Annotated in this window: 15 protein-coding genes and 1 riboswitch; of the genes, 7 read left to right on the top strand and 8 right to left on the bottom strand. The window is 58.1% G+C overall.

Going from position 1 to position 19,227, the window contains the following annotated elements; all coding sequences use genetic code 11:
- Positions 1-11: 11 nt before the first annotated feature.
- From KORLAC_RS08720 to queF, 3 genes are read right to left on the bottom strand one after another with little or no spacing between them, the layout of a single operon-like run.
- A complete protein-coding gene (locus tag KORLAC_RS08720; RefSeq protein ID WP_068305537.1) occupies positions 12-872 on the bottom strand; it encodes an ATP-grasp domain-containing protein in 861 nt (286 codons plus the stop codon).
- Positions 873-882: 10 nt separating this feature from the next.
- Complete coding sequence (locus KORLAC_RS08715; protein WP_068305534.1) at positions 883-1,122, bottom strand: hypothetical protein; 240 nt, start codon at positions 1,120-1,122, stop codon at positions 883-885.
- Position 1,123: 1 nt separating this feature from the next.
- The gene (gene queF / locus KORLAC_RS08710) at positions 1,124-1,588 is read right to left on the bottom strand and encodes a preQ(1) synthase (protein ID WP_068305532.1); all 465 of its coding nucleotides are present in this window, start codon (positions 1,586-1,588) and stop codon (positions 1,124-1,126) included.
- 344 nt (positions 1,589-1,932) lie between these two features.
- Here queF and hspQ point away from each other — a divergent pair, with 344 nt between their 5' ends.
- The 6 genes from hspQ (at position 1,933) to KORLAC_RS08680 (ending at position 9,600) form a co-directional block, all read left to right on the top strand.
- A complete protein-coding gene (gene hspQ / locus KORLAC_RS08705; protein WP_068305531.1) occupies positions 1,933-2,256 on the top strand; it encodes a heat shock protein HspQ in 324 nt (107 codons plus the stop codon).
- A 163-nt stretch (positions 2,257-2,419) separates the two neighbouring features.
- Positions 2,420-2,611: riboswitch (cobalamin riboswitch) on the top strand.
- A gap of 223 nt (positions 2,612-2,834) precedes the next feature.
- Positions 2,835-5,102 carry a 5-methyltetrahydropteroyltriglutamate--homocysteine S-methyltransferase gene (gene metE / locus KORLAC_RS08700; protein WP_068305529.1) on the top strand — a complete coding sequence of 756 codons (2,268 nt, stop codon included), beginning with the start codon at positions 2,835-2,837 and terminating at the stop codon, positions 5,100-5,102.
- A 60-nt stretch (positions 5,103-5,162) separates the two neighbouring features.
- Positions 5,163-5,915 carry an acyl-CoA thioesterase gene (locus KORLAC_RS08695; RefSeq protein WP_068305526.1) on the top strand — a complete coding sequence of 251 codons (753 nt, stop codon included), beginning with the start codon at positions 5,163-5,165 and terminating at the stop codon, positions 5,913-5,915.
- Positions 5,916-6,081: 166 nt separating this feature from the next.
- The gene (gene sseA / locus KORLAC_RS08690; protein WP_068305522.1) at positions 6,082-6,948 is read left to right on the top strand and encodes a 3-mercaptopyruvate sulfurtransferase; all 867 of its coding nucleotides are present in this window, start codon (positions 6,082-6,084) and stop codon (positions 6,946-6,948) included.
- Positions 6,938-8,125: a cystathionine beta-lyase gene (metC, locus tag KORLAC_RS08685; protein ID WP_068305519.1), complete on the top strand. Its 1,188-nt coding sequence runs from the start codon at positions 6,938-6,940 to the stop codon at positions 8,123-8,125. The genes sseA and metC overlap by 11 nt, the downstream gene beginning before the upstream one ends.
- Before the next feature lie 8 nt (positions 8,126-8,133).
- A complete protein-coding gene (locus KORLAC_RS08680; protein WP_068305517.1) occupies positions 8,134-9,600 on the top strand; it encodes a sodium:solute symporter family protein in 1,467 nt (488 codons plus the stop codon).
- On the opposite strand, the gene KORLAC_RS08675 is transcribed toward KORLAC_RS08680, so the two are convergent.
- From KORLAC_RS08675 to KORLAC_RS08665, 3 genes are read right to left on the bottom strand one after another with little or no spacing between them, the layout of a single operon-like run.
- A complete protein-coding gene (locus KORLAC_RS08675; protein WP_068305516.1) occupies positions 9,597-10,865 on the bottom strand; it encodes a hypothetical protein in 1,269 nt (422 codons plus the stop codon). The two genes, KORLAC_RS08680 and KORLAC_RS08675, sit on opposite strands and share 4 nt — an antisense overlap.
- The gene (locus KORLAC_RS08670; RefSeq protein WP_068305513.1) at positions 10,852-13,179 is read right to left on the bottom strand and encodes a putative bifunctional diguanylate cyclase/phosphodiesterase; all 2,328 of its coding nucleotides are present in this window, start codon (positions 13,177-13,179) and stop codon (positions 10,852-10,854) included. The genes KORLAC_RS08675 and KORLAC_RS08670 overlap by 14 nt, the downstream gene beginning before the upstream one ends.
- A complete protein-coding gene (locus tag KORLAC_RS08665) occupies positions 13,179-13,820 on the bottom strand; it encodes a cupredoxin domain-containing protein (RefSeq protein WP_068305508.1) in 642 nt (213 codons plus the stop codon). Before KORLAC_RS08665 ends, KORLAC_RS08670 begins: the two co-directional genes overlap by 1 nt.
- Before the next feature lie 208 nt (positions 13,821-14,028).
- Between KORLAC_RS08665 and pepF the strand changes: the two genes are divergently transcribed.
- Complete coding sequence (gene pepF / locus KORLAC_RS08660; protein WP_068305506.1) at positions 14,029-15,924, top strand: oligoendopeptidase F; 1,896 nt, start codon at positions 14,029-14,031, stop codon at positions 15,922-15,924.
- 45 nt (positions 15,925-15,969) lie between these two features.
- On the opposite strand, the gene KORLAC_RS08655 is transcribed toward pepF, so the two are convergent.
- A complete protein-coding gene (locus KORLAC_RS08655) occupies positions 15,970-16,665 on the bottom strand; it encodes a DUF599 domain-containing protein (RefSeq protein ID WP_068305504.1) in 696 nt (231 codons plus the stop codon).
- A gap of 118 nt (positions 16,666-16,783) precedes the next feature.
- Positions 16,784-19,048, bottom strand: a complete 2,265-nt coding sequence (locus KORLAC_RS19170) for a M10 family metallopeptidase (protein ID WP_068305502.1) — start codon at positions 19,046-19,048, stop codon at positions 16,784-16,786.
- Between the last annotated feature and the right edge of the window lie 179 nt (positions 19,049-19,227).

Raw genomic sequence — 19,227 nt, 5'->3', positions numbered from 1 at the left:
CTTGCCAAGCCCTACCCTTTGAGAGCCTCATAAATGCGGGCGCCCAGCTCCGGCCCCTGCAGCGGGTATAGGAACGGCTCGATCAGTTCCATCTCCATCAGGCACAGGCTGCCGTCCTCGCCGCGGATCATGTCCACCCGGGCATAGAGGGGTTTGACGGGCGCTGCGGCCAGCACCTTGGCCGCCTGCGCCACGTCCTCGGGCGCGGGGTCAACGGGCGTCTCCTGCCCGCCATAGGCGCTCTGGATACGGTAATCGCCCTTGGCTGCGGTTTTCAGCAGCGTGTGCGACAGCTTGCCACCGATGAAGATGAAGCTGAGCTCCCCCTCATCCACAATCGCGTCCATGAAAGGCTGGATCATCATCGGGTGCGGCATCTCTGGCACCGCATCACCGCGCTTCAGCATATGCTGGCCGTCGGCACCTGCGCCTACCTGGCGCTTGGCCACGAGCTTCTCGGCGCCGAACGTCTCGAACGCCTCGGCAATCACCTCAGGCGTCGCCTTATCGGCCCAGATGGTCGGAATCAGTGCCGCGCCCTTACCTTCAAGGTCGCGCAAGTAGCGCTTGTCGATGTTCCAGCGCACCAATGCGGACGCGTTATAGAGCCGGGTCTGTGTCTCGATCTTCTCGAGTGTCTCGAGGAACTCATCCAGCCGGTCCCAATAATCCCAGGTGGTGCCAATCATCACGGCGTCGAACGTGGACCAATCGACATCCTTGTCGTCCCACGACACGTCGGTCACGCGGCCGCCGCGCGCCTCGAAGGCGGCGGTCAGGTTTTCCATCATCTGGTCATGCTCGAACGCGTCAACACGGCGGACGGGGGACCCGGGCATCGTTACCCGGCTGGAAAGAAAACAAAGATGCATGGAATTACTCCTAGTCGGCAGAGATCGAAAACATCTCCGGCGCAATCAAATACAGAACCAGCCAGACACCAGCGAGAAGATAAAGCGCTTCAAAAGCAATGGCAGCCCAGAAGCCACTCGGGTCATCCTTTCGGGCCTTCACACCGCCGCCGCCAATTTTCTTGAGCTCGCCCGAGCGCACCGCAGTAACAAGCCCCTTCAAGAGGAACAGAACCCCAGCTGCAATGAGGGCGGCGACCAGATAATACATATCAACCCCGGCCGCGGTAGGTGGGGACGTCCTGTTCCGGGATCCACACGCCCTTTGGGGCTTCGCCGGTCTGGTAGAATACGTCAATCGGGATGCCGCCGCGCGGGTACCAGTAACCACCGAACCGTAGCCACTTGGGTTTCATTTCCTCCACCAGCCGCTCGGCGATGCCCACCGTGCAGTCTTCATGAAAGGCGGCGTGGTTGCGGAAAGACTGCAGGAACAGCTTCAGGCTCTTGCTTTCAACCAGGCTGTCGCCCGGCACATAATCCAGCACCAGGTGGGCGAAATCGGGTTGGCCGGTCACGGGGCAAAGTGACGTGAACTCAGGGCACGTGAAGCGCACGCAGTAATCAGACTTCGGGCGCGGGTTCTTCACATATTCAAGCACCGCTTCCTCGGGCGTCTGTGGTGCGTCCGACTTGGCGCCCAGCTGTTCGAGCCCTTGATAAATCTCTTTCGTCATCCCATGTATCCCTTAAGGCCGACCCATATAATAAGGCCAAAACAGTCGAGGGTGAATTATCCCCTGCTACATGCGCTTCTCTATGCTTTTGAGGGCGCCGATTGTCAAAGGTTTTAACCCCTTTGTGTCCTTTAACGCCGCCCAGCCGCGTTAAGGAATTGAGATCGCACGCGTTAACCTTTGAAATATAATTACCAATTTCTTAACAATTTTGAACGATTAGTTCAGCTTTTATTAATTTAGGCCCTTTATAGTTGGAATTAACGGGCCAAGAAGTGGCCTTGTCGAGTTCAGGCAAACACAGCGAAAGGGTCCTGGACGACCGACTGAGTAGGAGAAGAACAATGGCACAAAAAATCTGCAGAGCACGCTTTGCGCCGGGTACGGTGGTCATCCACCGGAGGTTCGGCTACCGCGGTCTCATTTTCGATGTGGATGCTGTGTATAGCCAGTCTCCTGAATGGTATGACATCATGGCTAGCTCGCATCCCCCGAAAGACCGCCCCTGGTATCACGTCCTCGTGGACGGCGAGACCCACACCACCTATGTGGCGGAAGACAATCTGGTGGAATGCGACCAGACGGAAGAGTTCGATCACCCGCTTCTGAGCCGCCTGTTTGAGGCCAGTAGCGGCGGAGACTTCGCCTCCCGCCATGTCGTGAATTAGTTTCGAGTACCTGAGTTTTCCAAGCCGTACCCGCCCATCCTTCCCCCCTTAGGAATACGGGTACACATTAAAAGGCGCAGAGTTCCGCGCCTTTTTTTGTGCGCGTAATCCAAACCGCGCCAGCCCGGCATACACATGGTTGACAATATAAAGATTTCTTTATATATACTTTCTCATCGATGGTCCCCGCAAGGGGATAACAGGGAATTCGGTGCGCCAGGTGGCGCGTCAGTCCGAAGCTGCCCCCGCAACTGTAAGCGGTGAAGGCCGGTCATCATGCCACTGGACAATTGTCCGGGAAGGCGACCAGCCCAAGCCCGCGAGCCAGGAGACCTACCATCGGTGAAATGCAACCCAATGTCCGTCCGGGGTGAGACGGTGGAGACGACAGATGACCAAGACCCAATTTTCCCGCCGAATGTGAAGCTCAGTTCGCTTCCCTGATCCCTGACATGTAAGCCGCATGCCGGGCCGCTTTGTGCCGCCTGTGCTTTCGCGTTTTGTCCCCAGCTTTCCTGTTCGCAGCCTGCCTGCGCGCAGCCCGTTTTCACATTCAAATTCAAGAAGGAAGGTTAGCCATGATACAATCGGCCAATCTCGGTTTCCCGCGCATCGGCGCGGCGCGCGACCTCAAGAAAGCCCTGGAAGCCTACTGGCGCCAGGAAATTTCCCCAAAAGACCTGATTAGCACCGGCAAAACGCTGCGTGCGCACCACTGGCAGCTCCAGCAGTCAAAGGGCGTTGATGTCATCCCCTGTGGTGATTTCTCCTTTTATGACCAGATACTGGACATGACAGCCACATTGGGCGCTGTGCCCGCGCGGTTTGGGCACACAGGCGGCCACGTCAGCCTGGACACCTATTTCGCCATGGCGCGCGGCAGCAAGAGTGCGCCCGCGATGGAAATGACCAAATGGTTCGACACCAATTATCATTATATCGTGCCGGAATTCACCGCAGACCAGCGCTTCAGCCTGTCGTCCACCCGGCTGGTGGACGAATACAAGGAAGCACTGGCACAGGGCATCCACACCCGCCCGGTGATTATCGGCCCCGTCACCTACCTGACGCTCGGCAAAAGCAAGGACGCGGCCCTTGGTGACCCACTCGATCTGCTGGACCGTATCCTCCCTGTCTATGCCGACCTGCTGCAATCGCTTGTCGACGCCGGCGCGGACTGGGTACAGATTGACGAACCAGTCCTTGCGCTCGCGGAAACAGACAAACAGCGTCAGGCGTTCGAACAAGCCTACGCGCGCCTCGGCAAGTGCGGGCTCAAAATTCTGCTGGCAACCTACTTCGAAGGGCTGGGTGACAACACGGCACTGGCGTCCCGCCTGCCCGTCCATGGTCTGCACATCGATCTTGTCCGTGCGCCCGACCAGCTTCCGGCCTGCCTGTCGGTTATCAGTAAAGACAAGCTCTTGTCGCTCGGGCTGGTGGATGGCCGCAACATCTGGCGGACCGACCTTGATAAGGCACTCGCGGTGCTTGCGAAGGCCGCGGCTTTCGATGGCCGGGCGCTGCAGGTTGCGCCCTCCTGTTCGCTGATCCACAGCCCGGTGGACCTGGAAAATGAGACCAAGCTGGACCCGGAACTCAAGAGCTGGCTGGCCTTCGCAACCCAGAAGCTTGAAGAAGTCAGCCTGCTCACGCGCGCAGCAAACCATGGCCGCGACCATGTCGCCTCCGCCTTCGACGACAGCGCCGCAGCGGCCGAGAGCCGACGCACCTCTGCCCGCATCCACAACCCGCTGGTGGATGACCGGATGCAGAATACGCTGCCGTCAGACTTCCGCCGCGCCAGCAAGTATGAGACACGGCGCGCCGCGCAGCGGGCAGCGCTGGACCTGCCGCTGTACCCAACCACCACCATCGGGTCCTTCCCCCAAACCAAAGAAGTCCGCCAGGCCCGCGCGGCCTTCAAGCGCGGCGATCTGACCGCCAAAGCCTACGACGCCTTCCTTGAGGCAGAGACCCGGGAAGCGGTCAGGCGCCAGGAAGCCCTGGGCCTGGACGTGCTGGTGCATGGCGAGTTTGAGCGCAACGACATGGTCGAATATTTCGGCGAACAGCTGGCGGGCTTTGCCTTCACCAAATCCGGCTGGGTGCAAAGCTATGGCTCACGCTATGTCAAACCGCCGATTATCTATGGTGACGTGTCGCGCCCCGAACCCATGACGGTCAAATGGTCGGCCTATGCCCAAAGCCTGACCCAGAAGCCGATGAAAGGCATGCTGACGGGACCTGTGACCATCCTGCAATGGTCCTTCGTGCGCGACGACCAGCCGCGGTCGGAAACCTGCGAACAGATCGCACTGGCGATCCGGGATGAGGTGACAGACCTGGAGGCTGCTGGCATCCGGTTGATCCAGATCGACGAGCCGGCGCTCAGGGAAGGCCTGCCGCTCAGGAAAGCGGACCACGCGGGCTATCTGGAATGGGCCGTGAACTGTTTCCGCCTAGCGTCTTCAAGTGTTGCTGACACAACGCAGATCCACACCCATATGTGCTACAGCGAGTTCAACGACATCATCGCGGACGTGGCCTCGCTCGACGCTGATGTCATCTCGATCGAGACCTCGCGGTCGGACATGGAGCTGCTGGCGGCATTCGAAGAGTTCGCCTACCCCAACGAGATCGGCCCCGGCGTTTATGACATCCATTCACCGCGCACGCCCGACAAGGCAGAGATGACGGCCCTCTTGAGAAAAGCGACCGAGCGGCTGGCGCCCGACCAGATCTGGGTCAACCCGGATTGCGGCCTCAAGACCCGTTCCTGGGCAGAGGTCACCCCAGCGCTTGAGAATATGGTGGCCGCGGCCCGCGACGCCCGCAGCGCCTGACCAACCAGCCAACAGCCGGGCCACCATCAGGTGGCCTGGTTTTCACACAAGGACACGCCCATGACTGCCACCACCCATTTGATCGATATCGTTTTCCCCGGTGACACCAACCATCACGGCACCTTGTTTGGCGGCACGGCCCTGTCGCACATGGACAAGCTAGCCTTTGTTGCGGCCACGCGCTTCGGGCGGCGCCCTTTCGTGACCGCCTCCTGTGACCGCATTGATTTCACGGCCCCCGCGTCACGGGGCCACCTGATTGACCTGCAGGCTAACATCGTCAAGGCCGGGCGGCGCTCCGCCACCGTGCAGGTAGACATGTATGCCGAGCATCTGCTGACCGGTGACCGGCAGCTGTGTACGCGCGGTCATTTCACCATGGTGTCGCCTGACAAGGACCAGCCGCCCCTGCCCCCAGCCCCGACGGATGAGACCCAACCGGTCGACGAAGACATTCTGTGCAACCGGGTCGAAATGGTGTTCCCGGACCAGACCAACCATTATGGCACGCTGTTTGGCGGCAATGCCCTTGCCATGATGGGCAAAACCGCTTTTATCACCGCCAGCCGCCACAGTCGGCGGGTTTTCGTCATGGCCTCAAGCCAGCGCACCGATTTTATCGCACCCGCGCAAGGCGGGGAGATTATCGACCTCAAAGGTCGGGTGAAATATACCGGACGCTCGTCGCTGGTGGTCGAGGTTTCCATGACAGCGGAAGACCTGATAGCCGGGGACAGGCGCTTGTGCGCCAGAAGCGAATTTGTCATGGTGGCGGTCGACGCAGCGGGCAAGCCAGAGCCCTTGTCCCTCTGATTTCGGATCCTGCAGCGGCCGCCACCCATGCACTAAAGTCATAGCTGACCTGCCAATTGCTTGATTGTATCACAACCCTCAAGCGCTTACGCTACGCGCTGGCAGCGTTTGACCCATGAGCCGGGCGCTGCCGATTTTGGTTTGAGTATAAGGAAAAGGCCATTTCATGAATCCGTTTCCACTGGTAACCACAGATTGGCTTGCTGAGAAACTTGGCAGTGATGCCACGATCCTACCTGTCGACGCCTCCTGGCATATGCCTGCCGACAAAAGGAATGCGTGCGCAGAATATGACGCAGCCCACATCCCGGGCGCGATTTTCTTCGATATTGATGCCAACACCAAAGTGGCGGCCCACCTGCCCCACATGATGATGCGCGCCGATGAATTTGAAGGCGCCGTCAGGAAGCTTGGCGTCTCCAACAGCAACACCATCGTTGTCTATGACAACAGCAACGTGCGCTCCGCCGCGCGCGTCTGGTGGAATTTCCGTGTCATGGGTCATGAGAATGTCTATGTGCTGGATGGCGGGCTGCAGAAATGGCAAGCCGAAGGCAAGCCCGTGACAGACGCACCGACAGAGCGCGCGCCTGGTGATTTCAAGGCCGCCCTGAAGCCTGACCGCCTGCGCTGTCAGGATGACCTCTACATGAACCTGAAATCGAAAAAAGAACAGGTGATTGATGCACGGTCAAAAGCCCGGTTTGAAGGCACAGAGCCGGAGCCCCGCAAGGGACTTAGGTCAGGGCACATTCCCTATGCCCTTAATGTGCCCTTTTCCTCGCTCTATGCCCCTGATCATACGCTCAAGCCGGAGGATGAAATCCGTGCGACCTTCGAAGCGGCGGGCGTGGACCTCGACCAGCCTGTTGTTACCTCCTGCGGCTCCGGCGTCACGGCCTGCGTGCTGAAACTCGCGCTCCTGACCCTTGGCAAACGCGACGTCTCCGTTTATGACGGTTCCTGGACCGAGTGGGGCGCAGACCCTGCCCTACCCGTTGAGACAGGACCCGCGCAAAGCCATGACAACTAAAAAGAAATCCGACACCACGCTCACCGTTACCGGTCGCCGCAAGGAATGGACCCACGGCATTGTCAACCCGCCTGTCTACCGGGCGTCCACCTGCCTGTTTGACACTTACGCCGAATATCGCGAGCGCGTTGCGGACCCGGCAGCCAGGCATCTGTTTTACGGCCGCAAGGGCACCCCAACCCAGTGGTCGCTCGAAGATGCCGTCACGGAACTTGAAAACGGGTCCGGAACGATGCTGTTCCCATCTGGGGTTGCGGCCATCACTACTGCGATCCTGTCGCTTGTGCGCGCGGGCGATCACATCCTGATTACCGACAGCGCCTACGACCCGACCCGGTCTTTTGCCAACGGCCTCCTGAAGGTGATGGGCGTGGAGACCAGCTATTATGACCCGCTGATCGCGGGCGGCGTTGAAGCGCTGATCAAGGACAACACCAAGCTGATCTTCACCGAAAGCCCGGGATCCCTGACCTTTGAAGTGCAGGACCTGCCGGCGATCATCGATGTGGCCAAGAAGCATGACCTCTTTGTCATCACCGATAACACTTGGGCGACCCCCTTGTTTCTGAACCCGATTTCCATGGGCGCTGATATCTCCGTCAATGCCGCGACCAAATATCTGGGCGGCCATTCGGACGTGATGATGGGCACGGCGACTGCAGGCGAGCGCGCCTTCCAGAAGCTGCGCCGCACAGCCTATCAGCTGGGCCAGACCGTATCCGCCGACGACGCCTTTCTGGTATTGCGCGGCCTCCGGACGCTTGGCGTGCGCCTCAAGCAGCATGAAGAAAATGCCCTCAAGGTTGCGGCCTGGCTGAAGGATCACCCGGCGGTCGAACGGGTGCTGCACCCTGCCTTTGAGGATTGCCCCGGTCACGAGATCTGGGAACGCGACTTTGGCGGCTCCACCGGGCTCTTTTCCATCGTCCTGAAAGCAGGCGCCTATGAAGACACGGCGCACATTGTTGACGGCCGCAAATACTTCAAGATGGGCTTCAGCTGGGGCGGCTATGAAAGCCTGATCCTGCCGAGTGACCCATCGAGCGCGCGGTCCGCCACCACATGGGCTTCAGATGGCCCCGTAATCCGCCTGCATATCGGCCTTGAAGACACAGACGACCTGATCGCCGACCTGGAAGCTGGCCTGAGCGCCTACATGACCCATCTGGGGCTCTAAGGCGCACCATGCAGGGCACAGAAGCAATCCTGGGCCCTGGCGGCCTGATCGCCACCTTTCTTTATCTGGCATCACTTCTTGTCATCGGCTGGCGCGCCAACCGCGCGAGCCGGGAAACCAGCCTCAAGGATTATTATCTGGCCGGCAGCTCCATGGGCGCTGTCAGCGTGTTCTTCACGCTTTATGCCACACAGTATAGCGGCAATACCCTGTCTGCCGTGCCCGGCAACGCCTACAGGAATGGCTTCATTGGGCTCAGCATCGTCGTGGCCGTGATGGCCATCGTGCTGGTTTACTATACATACGCCCCTGCCCTGAACCGACTTTCTAAGAAGCAATCCTTTGTTTCCATTGGCGATTTCATCAAATGGCGCTTTGGCAGCAAACCGCTCCTGATCGCCGTCAACGTGATCGCGATCCTGACGCTCATCACCTATGCGCTGGGCAACTTCAAGGCTGTGGGGCTCTTGCTGGAGACCGCCAGTGGCGGGGCGATTTCCTTCCCTGTTGGTATTCTGGTGCTGGCGCTTGTGATGGCCTTCTATGAAAGTCTGGGCGGCCTGAGGGGCGTTGTCTGGACAGACGTCATACAGGGCAGCCTGCTGTTCCTTGGCTGCCTCATGCTGTTTTTCGCAGTCGTCAGCCTGAACGGGCCAGAAAGCGTTACCAACCCAACTGTGCTGGCAGGCAAACTTACCACATACTTCACGGACGACATCCAGACAGCCAGCTTCCTCAGCATCGTGGTGCTCGTGGCAATTGGTGGTGCTGTTTACCCCCAAGCCATCCAGCGTATTTATATTGCGAAGGATGCCCGTACGCTGAAGCGGTCCTACGCGCCGCTTCTGGTCATGCCTATCCTGACAACACTGCCGATGATCCTGGTGGGTATGAGCGTCGCGGAATGGCGACCCGACCTGAGCCGCGAGCAAAGCGAAAATGTCATCATCTATGCTGTTGAGCATATCACCGGCGCCTACCCGTCACTGGCGTGGCTCTTGATCCTGTATCTGGGTGCTGCCATCGCGGCCATCATGTCCACCATCGATTCCGCCATGCTGACGCTGGGGTCGATCGTCACCAAGGATATGATCAGCAGCGATCTGGAGGAAGACGGCGGCAAGCGCCTGTACCGTGTCAGCCGCTATCTGTCCTGGGCGCTGATGATGGTCATGGCTGTGCTTGCAATCGTGCTGCCGCAAACCATCTGGGCGCTTCTGATTTTCAAGTTTGAGTTCCTGATCCAGACGGCCCCGGCCTTTATCCTGGGCGTACGCACAGCGCGGGTGACCACAGGAGGCGTGCTGTGGGGCCTGCTGGCCGGGGTGACCGTTACGCTTGTGCTGAAGCTGTCTTACCTTGTAGGGACGGACTATAGCCACTTGGGCGGCATCCATGCCGGGCTGTGGGGCTTGATGCTGAACTTGCTAGTGATTGCGGTCTGTGCCAGCCGCCAAAAGGCATCCGCAGCCTAGAAGCGCTGCCGGTAGCTGACCTGCAGCTGTGTCTGGTCCTGCTCTGCGTCGCGCCAAATACCCTCCCGCGCGGGACGGTTGCTGTCCACATGCAGGAATTCTGCGATCAAATTGGCTTTCTTTCCAACCTTTGCATTGAACGCCAGCGTCCACGCGGTGCCAACCTCATTGTTGTTGTCTTGGCTAACGAACGTGTTGTCATCCACATCGAACCAGTCCCGACGCAGGCTGATGCGGTGCGGGCCCAGCTTTCTGGTCGCCATCACATAGCCTGCCGTAAAATCCGCATCTACCATGCGCATTCCGTCATAGAGCGTTCCCATCATGGTATTGCCAGTCATGAATTGAGACATGATTTTGATACCAGCTGGAGCCTCCACCTCTGCGTAAAAATTCCAGAAGCGGGTATCCCAGGCATACTGATTATGCTTGAAAGTTTCCGGGTCACCGCGATTGTCGTAATAGAATGCGCCCAGCTTGACGCGTTTGGCATAATCCCAATCAAGCGACGCATAAAAGCCCGGGCGGCCATCCAGCTCGCGGACCGGGTGAACCCACAAAGGCTGGTCTTCAAGGAACCCACCCGGCTGGATTGAAGGAACTGGTGCCAGTGGCACCTGACTGAAGGCGCCGGTTTTATAGTCGCCCAATGCCCAGCCCCGGATCGCAAGCAATGAACCCGCCGGATCGTTGAAACCAAAGACGGCGGCTGTCAGCGACAGCTTCTGGTTTTCCAGTCGCAGCGTTGCCTTGCCCTCGAGCGCAAGGGCACGGATTTCCTCCCCCACCCAGCTATTGATAGCTGAAGGAGTGATGGTGAAAGGACTGGTCCACGCCGCCCCGATATTCTCGCGGGAGATATGCGGGAACAGAAGCCCTGCCCGCGCTTCATACTGCACGCTGGAGGTGGGGACGGGCTTATAATGCAGGAAAGCTTCCACCAGATCAGCAGGCTTATCCTGCTCTGGGTCAAACTTAGCATGCACAAAGGCCTGCAGGTCCCAGGTAATGTCTGACCGGGCCATCAGCGACAGTTCAGCAAGCCTGAAACGGCCTTGCCCTTCGCCCCCACGGTCGCCACCGTACCGCAGCTTGCCAAGCCAGTCATCGAACCAGCTTTGTTCGCCTGAGACAACAGAAAGCCGGGCATCTGCCAGCACTTCAAAGTCGACAGCTGGCAAACCTTCAGCTTCAACAGCTGTCGCAGCGCAGAGAGCAAGGGCAACAGAGAGAGCCACCAAAGGGGTGGCTTTAGGCCGGTCCATACTCACTCTCTTTCAGGAACTCTTCCAGCTCAGCTGGTGGTAGTGGCCGGGCGATATGATAGCCCTGAACAACGTCACAGCCATATTCACGCAGCCGCCCAATGGAATCCTCGTCCTCAACCCCTTCCGCGGTAACCGAGAGGCCCAGGTTATGGCCAAGCTCAATGGTTGACCGGACAAGGATATTGTCTTCGTCGCTTTTCGCCAGATTGAGCACAAACGATTTGTCGATCTTGATCTCACCCACCGGCAGCTTCTTGATGTAGCTGAGCGACGAATAGCCTGTGCCGTAATCGTCAATCGACAGCGCAAGCCCCATGGCGCTCAGCATGTTTAGAACATCCAGCGCGCGGGCCATGTCATGCATCACAGCGCTTTCTGTCACTTCAAGCTTCAGGAATTCAGCCGGCAGATCATGTTCCCTGAGCAGGGCGAGGATTTGCGCCGGCAGATTCTGGTTCATCAGATCATTGGTGGACAGATTGACCGCCACGGCAAGGTTAAGTCCCCTCGCCCGCCAGTCAGCCGCCTGCATGATTGCCTGCCTCAGCGCCCAGTCGGTCACGTGGCGGATATCGCCCGTACGCTCTGCCATCGGGATGAAATCATCCGGCGGCACAAACCCACGGCTTGGACTGATCCAGCGGATCAGGGCTTCCACGGCAGTGATTTTGCCGCTTTCAAGGTCCAGTTTCGGTTGATAGGCGAATTTTACCTCGCCATTCTTGAGGCCGCCGCGCAGCTCGCTCATCATAGACAGGCGCGCTTTCTGGGAACTGTCGCGATCCGGGTCATACCAGGCAACGCCGCGAGGGGCGCCGCGCCCCTTATCGAGTGCCGCCTGACCGTGCCGCAGGAGCGTCGCACCATCTTCACCGTCACCCGGGAACTTCACCAGGCCCAGCTTCACACTGGCATCAATGACGATATCTGCCACATCAAAGGGCGTCATGAAGCTGTTAAGCACGAGGGATGCGCGAGTTTCGGCATCTTCGGCGTCGCGCACCAGGAAGCCGAATGCTTCGGTGGACACGCGAGCCACTTCGGTATCGGCCACTTTCTCAATCCGCCGGGCAACGCCTTTGATCAGGTCATTGATATTCTGGTGGTTCAGAACGGTCCTGAGTTCAGGCAATTGCTGGACTTCCGCGATCACAAGCACGAACGAGTCAGACTGATCAATCTCCTGCTGGATCATCTTGTCAAACATCAACCGGTTCCGAAGCCCGGTTTCGGGGTCATGGTATGCCTGGAACGTGATTTGCTTCTCGCGTTCTTTGACGGCCGAGATCATCTGATTGAAGCTGGATGTCAGGTCCGCAACCTCATCGCCCCTGCTTTCGGTTTCAACCTCTTCATACCGGCCTTCGGCGATTTGCCTGGCAGCCGACGCCAAATTCGTCAGCGGCTTGGTGACGCCGCGCGCCACAACCACACTACCGGCGATCAAAAGCAGCAGGCTCAGCACAAGTACGGTAACCATGGTGATCACCAAGGGATCATATGGCGCCAGCGCCGTATCCATGGAGTAATAGAGCAGCGCGGAGATTTCATTGCCGTCATCGCCGGAAACCAGCGACAAATGGCGGAACATATGCTCCTGGTTCATGAATGTTGCCCGAAAGGCCTCGTCTGTGGGCTGGCTGGTCTTCAGGAAGTCTGACAAAGCATCCGCATGGGATGTTGCCGAAGCCACCTGATACTGCTGCCCTTCTGCGCGGTAGAGGAAGCCGATTTCAAGTTCGATGGGCGACAGCCCTTTGATGTCCTGCGCCGTAGCCTTGTCCAGTTCGACACCGAACGCAACCCAGGCAATGGGAACTGGCGCGCGGACAGCCGTAAGAACAAGCTCGAAAATGCGGCCGTCGACCGACACCATACGCGAGGCCACACCGTTCCGTTCGGCCATCTGCTTCAGGTCATCGCTGATCATCGGCATAGCCGTTGTGGCTTCACCATCCAGGAGTGCAGCAATTGGATTGCCGTCAATATCGGTGATCACCGCCATGTCCGCTTCAAGCCGACGGGCCTGGTTCTGCAACGCAGAGATCACTGTGGGTTTATCATCTGTCCCAAGCGCTTCGCGGAAGCCATAGTCCTGCGCCAGCGCAGTCACGCTTTCGCCCAACGTCCTGACCCGGTAGTTGACGATGCGTTCAAAGACCCGGGCGGAAGCTGCGAGCTGGTCGCGCGTCTGGTCTTCCACGTTGGTGGTTACGGACCGGTAGAACGCCAGCAAGATAATACCCATCACCGCCAGGAATAGCGCGAGATAGACGACTGTCAGTTTGGTCCTGAAACGAAACGCAAGCATCAGTTATAGTCATCCTCTGCTGGCGGCTGCTGAATACTCCGAATGGACCGCAGGTTAATCTGGCCAGATACAGTGCGCCCGTCTGCAGACACTGAAACACTTTTGAGTATCGGGTCTGCGCCTGAAGCAAGGTCCGGGTGCCAGATATGAATATCATATTCGCCCGGTTCCAGTGATTGCACCAGGACTTTACCATCCTCCCCGGTTTTGGCCACGATTGGGTGCTCGCTCACATAGATATAGGCCAGCATATTGTCGTGGATATTGCACCCAAGGGCAACAACGCCCGAGTTTTCAAAATGAATGGTCTTGCTTTCATCCTGGCCATACAGCCGAAGCTCGAACCTTTTGGGCTTGGAAAAGGAATAAACCTGGTGGCGGAACTCATCAAAGTTGGGGAATGAAACCGTTGTACCAACCTGAACCGGCAAGACAAACGGCGAAAACATCGTGCCTTCCTGACGCATCTCGGCGCTGGCTGACGCCGGCACCGGTTGTGTCAGCGTGAATTTTGGCGCGAACGAAACAACTGCATTTGGCACAGGCTGGCCGCCGCTGTCCCTGATTTCAACGGCAAGGTCGGCAGCTGCGACCTGTGGGCCCATAAGCCCGAAGACCAGCGCAAGCATTCTGAATTTCATTCTAACCCCAACACTAACTGTTTGAATTCAAAAACATATTGAAACAGGTTCTTCTCTTCCAATCAAATAATGGTGACACTGAAACTGTTGTATTCTCGCCATGCCGTGACAGCAGAGTGTTCTGAAAGCCACGAAATCAACTTTGGTTGTCTTGCCAGCCCAGCATTCCAGCGCCAATCTATCGGCTTCTTATTTGTGGGAGGAAACAATGAAAATCACAAGAAAACTGCGGCTGCCTCTGGCCGCCCTGCTTACATCGACAGCCCTTATGGCCACAACACCTGCTGTGATGCCCGCCCATTCGGCGGACGACGCGCAGGCCACCATGTGGGACCTGACTGACCTTTATGCCAGCCCTGCGACATGGGAAGCCGAACGCCAGCAAGTCCTTGCGGATATGAAGGAGCTGGACGCATATCGTGGCCGACTCGGGGAAAGCGCAGCCACCCTTCTTGAGGCCGCAGACAAAATTTCTGCACTGCAGAAATCGGCCCTGCGCCTTCTGGTCTATGCGACCCTGTCGGCAGATGAAGACCTGCGCGTATCCGAAACGCAGGAACGCCGCACCCTTGCCCAGTCGCTTTTCGCCGAACTGAGCCAGGCAACATCCTTTATCGCGCCGGAGCTTTTGGAGGTCGGGCCTGAAAAGGTGGAAAGCTTCATTGCCGCCGAGCCCGGCCTTGAAAAGCATGCCTTCAACCTCAGGGACACACTGAGGCAGAAAGACTATACGCTCAGCAAGGAAGCCGAAAAAGTATTGGCAAATGCGGGGGATGTACTGTCGGGTCCTGGCCAGATCTATGGTCTGATGGCCAATGCCAGCATCCCGTGGCCATCGATTACCCTCTCGAACGGCGAGGAAGTGAAACTTCTGAACCAGTCGGCCTACACCAAATACCGGGCTGTGCAGAACCGCGATGACCGCAAGGCGGTGTTCGATGCCTTCTGGGGCACCTGGAAACAGTATGAAGCCATGCTGGGCGCAACGCTGGCCACCCATGTGAAAGGCCATGTGTTTGGCGCCAAATCGCGCGGCTATGAAAATGCCCTGGCCGCCGCCGTTTCCGGCAGCAATATCCCGACAGACGTTTACCGCACACTGGTGGATACCGCGAACGACAACCTCCCAAGCATGCACCGTTACCTGAAGCTTCGGCAGCGGCTTCTGGGCCTCGAGGACCTGAATTATTACGACATCTACCCGGAAGTAACGGCACTGGACCGCACCTTCACCGTTGATGACGCCAAGGAAATGACGCTGGTGTCGTTGCAGCCGTTCGGCGAGAAGTATCTGAACCACCTGAAGGCAGGGTTTGCGGACGACTGGATGCATGTATTGCCGCAACCCGGCAAGCGGCCTGGCGCTTATATGTTCGGCTCCGCCTACGATGTGCACCCTTATGTGCTTCTGAACTTCAACGGCGGGTTCGAAGATGTTTCCACCTTCAGCCACGAGTGGGGCCACGCAGTCCATACCTTGCTGAGCCGTGAAAATCAGCCATTCGAGAACTTCAGCTATACCACCTTCACGGCAGAACTGGCCTCAACAACCAACGAAGTGCTGCTGCAGGAATATATGCTGGCGAAGGACCTGCCGGACGCTGAGCGGCTTTACTATATCGACCGGGCGCTTGAGGGCATCCGGGGCACATTCTTCCGCCAGACCATGTTCGCGGAATTTGAGTTGAAGATCCATGAGATGCAGGAAGCTGGCGAGGCCCTTTCAGGGTCCAAGATGACGGCTGTGTATCTGGATCTGCTGAAAAAATACCACGGCCACGATGAGGGTGTGATGACCATCGATGAAGCCTACGCCATCGAATGGGCCTATATCCCGCACTTCTACCGCAACTTCTATGTCTATCAGTATGCCACCTCCATCTCGGGCGGCACAGCGTTCGCGGAACGTATGCTGGCTGGCGACAAGACAGCCACCGAGGACTATATCAAGGTGCTGGAAGCCGGCGGGTCGGAATATCCGTATGAGCTTCTGAAGGCGTCGAAGATCGACCTGGCATCTAAAACGCCTTATGAAATCCTCATCGGCCGCATGAACCGACTGATGGACGAGGCTGAGGCAATCCTCGACCGCATGGGCAAATAAGCCTTTGAAATAATGAGAGAAAGCCGGGGTTCGCTCCGGCTTTTTTTATTTGAGCGCCCGGACGGCCTTGAGCGCACCCGAGAGAAACTCCCGGCGCACCAGGATCAGCACGATAAAGATCGTCCCGGCGATGAACAGCATCGGGCTGAAGAACCAGCCAAGCGCCGCAAGGCCGAAGAAATTGGCGCGCAGCCCACGATTGAAATGAAAGGCACACAGCGACGCCAGCTTTGCCGCCGCCTCGGTGCGGGCTTCTGCGTCCGCACTCTCAGCGTCATTGTGGGATGCCAGCGCCCCCACCATGATGGCGCAATAGTTCGCCAGCCGGATCGCCCAGGCGAACTTGAAGAAAGCATAAACAAACACGGCCAACAGCAGCGCAAGCTTGAGCGACCACAAAGCCGGTGAAATCTGCACCGCGAACGGCACGCGGGAAAAGGCATCGCTCAGTTGTTCGTTATAGGCAATACCGGCGATCAGGCCGCCAATGACGAAGATATTGGTGGACGCGAAGATGCTGATACCGTTCATCAGTATCTGCAGCACATTGCTGTCCAGCATCCGCAGTTCACGCCGCCGGGCCTCGTGCATCCAGTTGCGGCGCTGCCGGTCCATGGCAGCCGAAATGGAATAGCGCTGAAGGGGGCTGTGGTCTGCCACCAGGCCATAAAGCACAAAGGCCAGCAAATAGATGCTGAGCGCCAAAAGGTCGGCATTGCTGAGAAGATCGATGAACGGCATGAACTGGGTCCCGGTTGCTGCTTTTCGGCTGAGGCTAGCGTAAGGCCAAGGCGAAACCCAGCCCAAAATGAAAGGCGCCGCCACGGGGCAGCGCCTTCAGGCCATTCATACATGTCTGCTAGCTGTATAGAATATCAATTGCTGATAGGTCAGAGACCGCGAGGCCGCTTAACAGCAGGCTATCGCCGCCGCCCAGATCAATCAGCAGGCCATCTGCGGTGTCGGTTGCCGCTGCCTGAACACTGGCGAGGTCAGTAAAGTCTGTGGTGGTATCGCCAAAGTCCAGAATGTCCTCGCCTGTGGTGAAGCCGTCGATCTGATCATCGCCGCCGCTACCGGAAAAGATGAAGACATCAGCACCGTCACCGCCACGCAGGGTGTCGTCACCGCCACCGCCTGTGAGCGTATCATCGCCAGCGCCACCATAAAGCGTGTCACCGCCGCTGCCACCGGTAACCATATCATTGCCGCCACCGCCATAGATTTCGTCGTTGCCGCTGCCACCGGTGACCACATCGTTTTCAGAACCGCCGAAGATGACATCATCGCCATCACCGCCATCAAGCGTGTCGGCGCCGGTTTTCCCGGCATAGATCACATCGTCGCCGCCAAAGCCCGAGATATTGTCGTCATCATCGCCGCCGCCGAGCTCATCATTGCCCGCCGCGCCAAAGACAAAGTCATTGCCGCTGCCTGCCCACAACTGGGCCTTCGATGTCTCGCTGGTATCGGCAGAGCCGTTTGTCCAGCCGCCGCCCGCGATCGTATCATCCCCGGCACCGCCGAACACCACATCCGCACCTGTCCCGCCATCAAGCAGGTCATTGCCCGCCCCACCGCCGATGGTGTCGTTGCCGCCACCGCCAGACATCCGGTCCGCGCCAGTATCCCCCGCGCCTGCCCAAAGGGCATCTGCGCCAAGGCCGCCCATCAGCGTATCATCACCGTCATTGCCACGAAGCGTGTCGTTGCCCAAGCCGCCTGTCAGCTTGTCATTCCCTGCGTTCCCGGCCAGCAGATTGTCGGCATCGTTCCCCGTCAGGGTATCGTCACCCGCTCCACCAAGTGCACGCTCGATGGTAATTTCCGGGGGCGTGAAAACTGTATCGATCTTGTTTTTGGTGTCGGCGCCGCCGAACATCCGAACCGTGGTCCCAACGCTACTCCATGACCCCGGTGTCAAGTCCAAGTGGAGTGCCTTGATCTGGCTGGATGCATCATAGGTATCGATGCCACCAGTATCCCAGATGGTTTCATAATATTGGGTACCATGCTCGAAGGTGTAGGTGGTGTTGCCGTTATTGCTCTCAACCGCGCCATACAGGTGCTGCAACGCCAATATGTCATAGTACATGTAAGTCGTCGGGTAGAAATCCAGCGAAAAGATGTCCGTGTCGACCGACGAGTTATAGGACATCACGGTATATTCAAGGCCGTCATATTCAGCTGGCATCACAGCGCCCGACCCATCGGTATCGAACGTGTGCTTCAGGCCGACTGCGTGGCCTAGCTCATGCAGCAGCACGGTATGGAAATAGGAACCGCTGCCGCCTGTATCCTGATTTTGGGTCAGGAACCAGATGTCTCCCGCCTGAGAGGAAGAGAATGGCAGGTAGGCCCAGGCTGCAGCATCTTCGTCCGCCAGGTCAGTCCAGGCGGGGCGGATCACGCCAGCGCTTTCAGCATTATCCGGCACTTCGGTGAAGACAATATTGGCAAAGCCGGAAATTTGGGCAAGCGCATCATCAAACAAGGCTTTTTCCGCATTTGTCAGATAGCTGATCCCCGCCCAGGGCTCTGCATCCGGCGATTCCGGGCCATAACCGAAATCCGGGTCCTGGGAATAAAGGCTGCCAGAGGTGGGGTAGCTGTATGTAACTTCAGTCGGCTCGCCGCCTTCAAGGTTCTTGTAGCGCCACAGTGACAGAAGCGCATCAACTTCGGTGACTCCACTTGCCTCTACTTGGTCAGCGAAAGCTTCGGAAAAAGGCGTGGAAACAGACCCTTCATACACGCCATAGCTGAAGGTATAGGTGCCGGAAGGGTCATAGCCGTCAAACGGTCCGTCCCAACTGCCTACGGAGATATAGTACGTGCCACTTGCCTCTGGCGTGTACACCAGCAGGCTTTCCCGACCGTCACCACTGTCGTCATCCTCAAGCCCGAGCGAATTGCCGTTAGAATCGTAGATTCCCTTGATAAAAGGGTCCTCAAGCGTCCCGTTGTTTGACAAAAGGCCCCGCAGGTTGAAACCGTACGTCACTCCCGCAGTCAGCGTGACAGCAATCCAATCCTCGTCGCCGACGGACTCGATCGTTCCCTCGAACTCTTCGCCCTCATCCACCGAGGCTGTCGTCGTCAGGTCATTTGCAATATCGGTCACTCAATTCACTCCGCTCTTCGCCCCTGGGAAGGGGGCCAGTTATACCACCATGCCCCAGACAAAAACAGTGTTGCGCTCAATTGAACCTATTGCCGGCACCTGCGCATTTCCGCTTGTCTTCCGCCCAACTCCGCCTCTGGCCTGTTGGTATAGAGTTGACGCCACCCCCAGGGGAAAAC

Source organism: Kordiimonas lacus (assembly GCF_001550055.1).
In the GTDB taxonomy this organism is placed as follows: Bacteria; Pseudomonadota; Alphaproteobacteria; order Sphingomonadales; family Kordiimonadaceae; genus Kordiimonas; species Kordiimonas lacus.
The sequence above is the reverse complement of the archived record's forward strand: the minus strand, read 5'-3'. Positions and strand labels throughout refer to the sequence as shown.